The following is a 1090-nucleotide window of genomic DNA, read 5'->3' on the forward strand; positions in this document are numbered from 1 at the left end:
ACATCGAATACAATCACAAATTTCGCATCAGGCATTAATCGCTTCAGGGCCCATAAATGTCCCTCCGCATCCGACCGGTTGCGAAAGCGAGCAACAACATCATATATACCGTTGCTCCCCGTTGTACCAATTCCTTTTGCAACAGTTTCGAGACTACTAAATTAACATCCTTTTCTGGATACCCATTCGGTCCGCTAGCTCCTGTTTCGGCTCCCCCATGTCCGGGATCGAGCAGTATCTTAATTCCTGCTAACTGCTGAGTCGATACACCCAGTCTGCTTCTACTGCTCAAGTTTGGTGGATGTCTCAGAGACAGAATTAGAGTAGTGCCTTCATACCTTAAGTCATACCCCCACTGCTGCTCAGATTTGAGTCTAAAATTATACTCCACCCGGTCTGGAGTCACTTGATACCAGTCTAAGCGCTTAATCACTGGGTCATCATTCAAGAAAATCGTATCCGTTTGAGCGGTTAGATTATGTAGCGTTAGGGTAAAGGTTTTATCGGACTGCTGCACACTCACTGGTACTGGTATCTCTAGGGGAAAGAGAATTTCTGTTGCTCCAGGTACCTGTCGGGAAGTAATACTGCGAATAATCGACTTCGGGGGAGTTGCACCAGGAATTACTTTGGTTTCCTTCTGGCGAATCCAAGCACCATAATCAAGACGTAACCAGTCTCCTTCTTTGCCCGTGACGGCTGCTCTAGTTCCCTTTGGTAAAGGCGTTAAGCGAGAATAGTTAGTACTCGGTCCAGTGCGGGCAACCCCAGCCTCTTCTATTACCTCTATTACCTCTAAGCGGTTAGGAGAGAGAATTTCCACTGTACCTGTACCCCGCTGACTGACTCTCTCGCCATTGAGATTTAGTTGAAACACAGGGTTGCCAAAATTACCAGCTTGTGATACTTCAGCGCATCCCTGGTAGTTATTAATGACTGCACGAGGTGTAGGTTGGTTTTGACCAGTCAATACGGCAAAATTGGAGGGAAGTTGGGCATCTTGGGATTGAGGGAGTAAGGAAATCTGTTGATTGCCCAGGGTGACAGAAACTTTAGCACGAGGGGATGCGATCGCACCAAAACAAATCTG

1 pseudogene is annotated in these 1090 nt (G+C 47.0%); it reads right to left on the reverse strand.

From position 1 onward, the window contains the following. Positions 1 to 112: 112 nt before the first annotated feature. Positions 113 to 877: pseudogene (locus F6K49_RS52115) on the reverse strand (N-acetylmuramoyl-L-alanine amidase); the annotation flags it as partial. Positions 878 to 1090: the final 213 nt, after the last annotated feature.

Source organism: Moorena sp. SIO3I6 (assembly GCF_010672095.1).